The organism is Spongiibacter pelagi, assembly GCF_014705705.1.
In the GTDB taxonomy this organism is placed as follows: Bacteria; Pseudomonadota; Gammaproteobacteria; order Pseudomonadales; family Spongiibacteraceae; genus Spongiibacter; species Spongiibacter pelagi.
In genome coordinates, this window is record NZ_JACXLD010000022.1 from 1 (window position 1) to 7,319 (window position 7,319).

General features: G+C 51.5%; 9 protein-coding genes. 8 read left to right on the forward strand and 1 reads right to left on the reverse strand.

Annotated elements, in window-relative coordinates:
* Positions 1–106 precede the first annotated feature (106 nt).
* The 4 genes from merR (at position 107) to IB286_RS14940 (ending at position 1,426) form a co-directional block, all read left to right on the forward strand.
* Positions 107–499, forward strand: coding sequence for an Hg(II)-responsive transcriptional regulator (gene merR / locus IB286_RS14925; protein WP_450097562.1), 393 nt, complete (start codon positions 107–109; stop codon positions 497–499).
* Positions 500–576: 77 nt separating this feature from the next.
* A complete protein-coding gene (locus IB286_RS14930; RefSeq protein ID WP_263399091.1) occupies positions 577–897 on the forward strand; it encodes a mercuric transporter MerT family protein in 321 nt (106 codons plus the stop codon).
* Between the two features lie 11 nt (positions 898–908).
* On the forward strand, positions 909–1,193 hold the full coding sequence (gene merP / locus IB286_RS14935) for a mercury resistance system periplasmic binding protein MerP (protein ID WP_103682696.1): 285 nt from the start codon (positions 909–911) through the stop codon (positions 1,191–1,193).
* 2 nt (positions 1,194–1,195) lie between these two features.
* Complete coding sequence (locus IB286_RS14940) at positions 1,196–1,426, forward strand: GDCCVxC domain-containing (seleno)protein (RefSeq protein WP_103682697.1); 231 nt, start codon at positions 1,196–1,198, stop codon at positions 1,424–1,426.
* Between the two features lie 4 nt (positions 1,427–1,430).
* Here the strand turns inward: IB286_RS14940 and IB286_RS14945 are convergent, their stop codons facing one another.
* Positions 1,431–2,012, reverse strand: a complete 582-nt coding sequence (locus tag IB286_RS14945) for a recombinase family protein (protein ID WP_103682698.1) — start codon at positions 2,010–2,012, stop codon at positions 1,431–1,433.
* 325 nt (positions 2,013–2,337) lie between these two features.
* Here IB286_RS14945 and IB286_RS14950 point away from each other — a divergent pair, with 325 nt between their 5' ends.
* From IB286_RS14950 to IB286_RS14965, 4 genes are read left to right on the forward strand one after another with little or no spacing between them, the layout of a single operon-like run.
* Entirely contained in the window at positions 2,338–2,976 is a 639-nt protein-coding gene (locus IB286_RS14950; RefSeq protein WP_103682699.1) for a helix-turn-helix domain-containing protein, read from the forward strand.
* Between the two features lie 9 nt (positions 2,977–2,985).
* The gene (locus IB286_RS14955; protein ID WP_103682700.1) at positions 2,986–3,561 is read left to right on the forward strand and encodes a hypothetical protein; all 576 of its coding nucleotides are present in this window, start codon (positions 2,986–2,988) and stop codon (positions 3,559–3,561) included.
* Positions 3,562–3,575: 14 nt separating this feature from the next.
* Complete coding sequence (locus IB286_RS14960; protein WP_190766940.1) at positions 3,576–6,509, forward strand: Tn3 family transposase; 2,934 nt, start codon at positions 3,576–3,578, stop codon at positions 6,507–6,509.
* Positions 6,510–7,103, forward strand: coding sequence for a hypothetical protein (locus IB286_RS14965; protein WP_103682702.1), 594 nt, complete (start codon positions 6,510–6,512; stop codon positions 7,101–7,103).
* Positions 7,104–7,319 lie beyond the last annotated feature (216 nt).

Sequence of the window (7,319 nt, forward strand, 5' to 3'; positions counted from 1 at the left end):
ACCGAAACTGGAGGAAATGTCTAAGTTAATACCCCTCTGGAGACCAGGAACCACGGGGGCTGTGTAGTATTATGTCTTTTTAAGACGGAAAATCCCCAGGACCCCTATTAGCCAGCTCGCCAAGTCCGCAGGCGTGAATGTCGAAACCATCCGCTACTACGAACGGCAAAATCTTATCGAACAACCGAACAAGCCGCCCCAGGGCTACCGGCAATATCCCGAAGATACTCTGACCAAAGTGTTGTTTATCAAGCGTGCCCAGCACCTGGGGTTTACGCTTGCCGAAATCCATGCATTGATTGAATTGAGTACTGGGTCTTGTCACGAGGTTCAACACCTGGCAGAACATAAGCTTGATATTGTTCAAGCCAAAATCAAAGATCTGAAACGCTTGGAGAATAGTCTGAAACAGTTGGTTACTTCGTGCCAGTCCAATCCCGATACCGCTTCTTGCCCAGTCATCGACGCGCTGGTTCCGGTAGGTCGCCGTCTTTCTTGACTCCGTAGTATAGTACGGAGTTTATACTGCCTCTCAGAGGTATTTCGACATGAAAAAAAAATACACCTGCCTGGTTATTGGGTGGTGGCATGGTCGCTGCCATTGGCGCGAGTGTTTGTTGTGCTGGCCCCTTTGTTTTGCTGCTACTGGGAGTTAGTGGTTCCTGGATCAGTACACTAACAGCCTTTGAGTCATTTCGTCCGTATTTCATTGCTATTGTGGTTGCGCTTTATTGTTGGGCTGGTTGGCAGGTTCATCGACCTATTGAACGTTGCCCTGAAGGTAGCGTGTGCGCTATCCCCAAAAATCGACAGCGTTATCAGCTCTTCTTCTGGATTTTTACTGTTGTAGCACTGTTGCTGATTTTGAGTCCCTATTGGCTGGTCTGGCTCGCATAGGAGAAAATGGTATGAAACAGGTTTTAATTTTTGCCCTACTTATGAGTGGTTTGTTAAGCGTTGCGTGGGCAGATACCCGTACCGTGAAGCTGTCGGTACCGAGCATGAATTGCGCGATGTGTCCCATCACCGTGCGTAAAGCCTTGGAGAAGGTCGATGGCGTCAAGCAGGCTGATGTGGACTATAAAACCAAATCAGCTGTAGTCGTCTATGATGATCAAAAAGCCAGTGTGGATCTGCTTACCAAGGCGACACAAGATGCAGGGTACCCATCGACAGAAGTCATGCAGGAGTAGTTATGACGCAAGACGTTATTCTGGAGTCCGAACTTACCTGCCCGGATTGTGGGCTCAAGAAACGGGAAACCATGCCGACGGATGCCTGTCAGTGGTTCTATGAGTGTGAGCAGTGCCATACAGTGCTGAAGCCCAAGGCGGGCGATTGCTGTGTCTATTGCTCCTATGGTTCGGTTCCCTGCCCACCCATACAGCTCTCGCCACAAAGCAAGGGCAGAGGCTGCTGTTCGTAACTCGTCATTTTCGAGGGTTCTTCCACTGGCTTCCTTTGGCGGCGTCGATGTATTTATAGAGCGTGGGCTTTGAGATCCCCATCATTTCGCAGATCTGATCCACGGTGTGTTTCTTTTCATCGTAAAGCTTCACGGCCAAGGCCTGCTTATCTTTGTTGAGCGACTTAGGTCTACCGCCTTTTCGTCCACGCGCTCGCGCTGCCTGGAGTCCGGCCTGGGTGCGCTCACGGATCAGGTTCCGTTCAAATTCAGCCAGCGCTCCGAATATATGGAAAATTAGCTTGCCGGAGCTGGATGAGGTGTCGATGGCTTCTTGGAGGCTCTTCAAGCCGATTCCCTTGGATTCAAGCAATGTCACCATCTCAATCAGGTCTTTGAGTGACCGGCTCAGGCGGTCCAGCCGCCAGACCACTATGGTGTCACCCGCTCTCGCGTACTGCAAAGCCTGGTGTAGCCCTGGGCGTTCCGCTTTGGCACCGCTAAGCTGATCCTCGAAGATTTGCTCACACCCAGCCTGGTCGAGGGCGTCTCGTTGCAGGTTGAGGTTTTGATCGTCAGTCGATACTCGTGCATAACCAACCAGCATGTGCTTTTCACTCTCCAGGCAAACTTTACAGATTTGGGGGTTCTTCCACCGGGCCAAAAAAGTTGGCGGTTATCACAGCTACCCGGTCATCGCTCGCAAAAAGTTAATTTACTCGTAATTGCAGCCTGTATATTAACATTGAATTATTAACCGAGTATATTAACTTCAGATATACTGCAAATCCGTTGTCTTTCAAGGCCTGTGCGAATCAGTTAATAAAACGAGGGTTTTCTTTACTCTACAATTATTAAAGTAAATATATACTTTATAGTTATTGTGGTATAGTGCCTGTAATTGGCATTGAGCACTTGCTGGAGGTACCGCGATGCAGGCCGTAAATGATGAAGCCATCCAGGTAGAGAATCTGAAAATCCGGGCAACCCTGGCTCGCGCCGTGCGCGATACTCTGGTTCAAAACCATCTGACCCAAATCGAAGCCGCCGAGCGTCTTGGCATTTCCCAGCCACGGGTAAGTGCGTTGCTTAAAGGCAAAGCCAGAGAGTTCCGCGTGGACGCCCTGGTCAACATGGCGCTCAAGTTGGGTTTGAACGTATCCCTGGAGGTCGATGCACTCCCTAAGCGGGATGTTCTGACGCCCGGTGGTGTTCTGGATCGCATGTGCGAATCAGCCATTCAACAAGACACAGTGGCCTTTATGGATGACGTGCAGCTTTTCTGGCGCAAGGAGTGGGATTTGGCCCTGGTGCCGGATCCCCACGAAAAAGATGCGCTGAAATATGCGCTCAAGGCCTGCTTCCTGGAGCGCATGGCCGAAGTCTGGTCGGAGCCGCCGAAGTCTCACCCTGCGCAAGCACCTGACTGGTGTCAGCGCGTACCGGCAGTACAAAAAGAATTTTCTGTCATCCCTGAAGAATATCGGGAATTTTACGAGGGAGACTTGGTGTCGCCCATTTTCAGCAAGCGCAATATTTTTGCGCCACGCGACTTCATGTTTTTTGTATAAGGACTTTTCATGTACCAGTATTCCAGCACCGGCAAACAAATCAGTATCCATACCTTGACCCAAGCACTTAAACGCTTGGGTGATTTGCTCCAGAAGGAAAACAAGCGGCTGGAACTCACCTGTTGCGGCGGCATTATCAGCTTGATGTATTTCCACTCCCGCGCCATGACTCAGGATGTCGATGCTATCTTTCCCGAGAATCCGGCCAACAAACAGTTGCTGATTAAACTGATCAAGCAGGTCGGTGAAGAAATGGGGTTGGCGGCTGATGAAAAATCGCTGTGGTTCAATGACAGCGTGAGCTTTTTCGGTCTGGAAACCACGTCCAATGTTATTATTTTTCAGCATCCCTTCCTGGTCTTAAAAGCCGCGAGCTGGGAAGAACTCCTGGCCCACAAAGTTCACGCCTCACGCCATGACAAAGACATTCAGGATGCGGTGCGCCTGTTGAAAGAAATCAAGGGTAAGGAGAAAGAGCAGATTTACGAGGCCGTAAAAAAGTACGCGCCTTTTACCCCGCACGTCCCGGAACCCTTGCTGAGAAAACGTTTTGAAGGGGTCTGGAATATCGCCTTCAAGAAATAGCCTGGGATTTCGTCATGACCGCCAAAGAGAAGTTCCTGACCCAGAGGCAGCGTTACCAGCCGGTGACATTGCCGCAGGACTTCTCCGATGAGGAAATGGCCAGGGACTGGACGCTATCTGAGACCGACAAGAAAGAAGTCAATCGCTACCGCACCAACTCCCGCTTATTCATTGCCATCCAGCTTTGCGCCGTGCGCCTGTATGGCCGCTTCCTAGTGGAGGTCAACGACCTGTCGCGGCGCATTGTGAGCTACCTGAATAGCCAGCTTGAATTGCCGCCATCACTGACCATCAGCACCCCGGATCGAGATGCCACCTTTTCCGAGCAACGCAAGAACATCCTGACCTACCTGGGCTTTTCCAAATACGACGATACCGCACAGGCCAGTCTGGAAACGTGGTTATCCAAGCAAGCGGAACAAGGTTACTTGCCTGACGAATTGTTTCTGCGTGCAGAGCAATATCTTCTGAGTACCAAGGTAATATTGCCGGGGCCAAGTGTCATGGAGCGCTTGATTATCAGTGTCTGCTCCGATGTTCATGAGCGACTGTTTGAATCTCTCTACCAGCAACTGTCCGTGGAAATCCGGCAGGCCATCGATGAGCTGTTGATTGCCGCACCAGGTGATCAACGATCACTGTTCTACCTTCTGAAAGAATATCCACCTTCAGCCACCATCACCTCGATTCAAAGCTACCTGGAGCGTTATCGCTCCCTTGACGGTACCGGCATCGATGCCATTGAATCCAGAATCGTGGATCCGGCGTTTATGGATTACCTCTACAAACTGGCTCGCCGCTACAACGCCAAGGACATCAAACGGTTCAAGGAAAACAAGCGTTACTCGTTGATGCTGTGTTTCCTGCTGGAAACGCGCAAGGTACTGCTGGATCACCTGGTGAAAATGCATGATCAGTACATCCTGGACATGCTGCGCAAGGGCAAGCAGGTTCATGAGAAAAAGCACCGTGAATTTCGCAAACGCCAAAAGAAAGCCATCGATACAGTGCTGGACGCGACCCACTTGGTTCTGGACTGGCCGGATGAGAAGCCGCTGACCAAGGTGGATCTGTGGCAACGCATCGATGAAAAGAAGCTGCTGGAATCGGTGGATGATTTGCATATCTTCAAGCGCCTGGAAGAGCGCGGCTACGGTGATTTGCTGCTGGCTCGCTATCCCAGTTTGCGCAAGTATTTCCCGGAGTTCCTGCACCTGCCGTTCCAGGCCAAACCCGGTACTGAACCCCTCCTGAAGTCCATACAACTGATTCGCCAGCTCGATGCCGGGGAGCTGAAAACCCTGCCCGATGACGTGCCGACCTATTTCATTCCCAAAGAACTGCGGCGCTGCCTGAAAGGCAAAAACGGCAAGATCCAACGCAACGCCTGGGAGCTGGGCGTGGCTATGGCCATGAAGGAGGCCTTGCGCTCCGGGGATCTGTTTGTACCCAAAAGCAAACAGCACGTGTCTTTCTGGGATCTGATGTTGAATCAGCACCGCTGGGAGGACACCCGCGAAGCCGCTTATGAAGACCTACAGCAACCGTTCAAAGACCAGGTGAAAGCGCAATTGATTCTGCAATTCCACCAAAGTGTGGGGGAAGCGGACAAGCGTTTCGGCCTGGATACCTTTGCCGACATCAAGGATGGCAACCTTAAACTGAAGCGCGATGACAAGGCAGAAATCCCTGAGGCGGTGAAGAAACTCCAGAAGGTCATCGATGCCAGTATGCCCACCATTCGCATTGAAGAATTGCTGATGGAGGTGGACAGGGAAACCAATTTCACCCGGCACTTTATCCCGGTGCAGCAACATCACTCCAGGCCCAAGAATTTCTATAAAACGCTGATTTCGGCCCTGATTTCCCAGGCCACCAATCTTGGTGTCGTGGCCATGAGTGCAAGCGTTGATGACGTAACTGTGGACATGCTGCGCCACGTCTTGCAGTTTTACGTGCGCGAAGAAACCATTACGGCGGCCAGCGCCGAGATCGTGAACCAGCACCACCAATTACCGTTCAGTGAGGTACACGGATCCGGCCAGGTGTCGTCATCGGATGCGCAACGCTTCCGGATCCGGGCCGACAGCCTGTTGGCGGCCTATTATCCCCGGTACTACGGCTACTATGAGAAAGCGATCGGCATCTACACCCATGTGTCCGATCAATACTCGGTGTACAGCACCAAGGCCATTTCCTGTAATCCCAGGGAAGCGCTGTACGTCCTCGATGGAATATTGGAAAACAACACCATTCTGAAGATCCGCGAACATACCACCGACACCCACGGCTACACCGAAATTATCTTCGCCTTGTGCTATTTGCTGGGGTATTACTTCATGCCCCGGATCCGCGACCTCAAGGATCAACAGCTCTACCGGGTGGAGCGTAACGTCAATTACGGCGTGTTCACGCCCTTACTGAACAAGACGGCGGATCTGGATATTGTTGAAGAGCAGTGGGATGAAATGATTCATGTGGCCACGTCGTTAAAGGAACGCACGGCTCCGGCACATGTGATTGTGGAGCGACTGACCAACAGCTTTCCCTCCGACCGGCTGGCGAAGGCCTTCACCAACCTGGGCAGGATCATAAAAACCGAATACATCCTGCGTTACATTACCGACAAGGATTTGCGCCGCACGGTTCAGCTCCAACTCAACAAAGGCGAGTATCGGCACAACCTGCCGCGCTGGATCTTCTTTGCCAACCAAGGCGAGTTCACCACCGGTGATTACCTAGAGATTATGAACAAGGCCAGCGCTTTAAGCATGGTGTCCAATGCGATCCTGTACTGGAACACCTCCAGGATCAGCAATATCGTTGATGAACTCAGAAAGCAGGGTGAGACAGTGGATGACGACCTGCTGGCTCATATCTCCCTATTGCCATATAAACATGTATTGCCCAATGGCACTTACTTTATTGAACAAGAGGATACGAAATAGATGGGCGAAATCCACAACTTCCTGCCACGCCTGACAGTCAATCAATTGTTGATCCGCGATCTTATGGCCGCGCAAGCGCCGTGTTTCGCCTTGGGTTATGTGGAGGATCGGAAAGAAAAGTGCGGTTTCATCGCGGTGCGGCCAGAGAGTCCAATACCGAACCAGGTAACGCAGCGAGGCATGAACTTCGGCCACTCAGTTCTTGGCACAAGCCAGTACAAGGTGCTTCACTTTGGGTTTGAATTCTATGGCCATGCGACGTATCACGGCCTGGTACCTGCCGGAAATCCGATCATTCAGGCCGTAATTGCAACCATGCTGGATACCCAGGACTACTTTTTCTTCGCCATCAATCCGGATCAAACCGTCACAGCCTTTCGATCACAATTCGAGGCCCAAGACCTTGCGGGACTACGTACCAACCAAGAACAATTTGGCGAGGACAGCTGCTCTTTAGAGCAGTACGAAAGCGCGGTAAAGACCTTTACTAAAAACCCGGATCCACCGGGTACAGTGATGAACTGGGTATGCAGAAATAACTGGGATTACCTGGATTTAAAGAAGTATCCGCTAGATCTCAATCCCCGGCCATGAAATGAGGCAGGTGAATATTGCGCAGGAATTTACGGTTTGAGGTGGATCCGTGAAGGCGAAACCGTAAGTTTCTGTTCAAATGCCCCCGCTAGTCCTTGCTGGTTGATGAAGTACTGCCTGAACAACCCATGCGTCAGTGGGTGTTGAGTTTCCCGTTTCAGCTGCGTTTCCTGTTTGCCAGCCGGCCCGAGATCATGGGGCGGGTGCTGGGCATCG

Excerpts from the sequence above, each read along its gene's own strand:
- IB286_RS14965 (WP_103682702.1), top strand. The coding sequence starts at position 6,510 with ATGGGCGAAATCCACAACTTCCTGCCACGCCTGACAGTCAATCAATTG.
- IB286_RS14955 (WP_103682700.1), top strand. The coding sequence starts at position 2,986 with ATGTACCAGTATTCCAGCACCGGCAAACAAATCAGTATCCATACCTTG.
- merP (WP_103682696.1), top strand. The coding sequence starts at position 909 with ATGAAACAGGTTTTAATTTTTGCCCTACTTATGAGTGGTTTGTTAAGC.
- IB286_RS14950 (WP_103682699.1), top strand. The coding sequence starts at position 2,338 with ATGCAGGCCGTAAATGATGAAGCCATCCAGGTAGAGAATCTGAAAATC.
- IB286_RS14945 (WP_103682698.1), bottom strand. The coding sequence starts at position 2,012 with ATGCTGGTTGGTTATGCACGAGTATCGACTGACGATCAAAACCTCAAC.
- IB286_RS14940 (WP_103682697.1), top strand. The coding sequence starts at position 1,196 with ATGACGCAAGACGTTATTCTGGAGTCCGAACTTACCTGCCCGGATTGT.
- IB286_RS14960 (WP_190766940.1), top strand. The coding sequence starts at position 3,576 with ATGACCGCCAAAGAGAAGTTCCTGACCCAGAGGCAGCGTTACCAGCCG.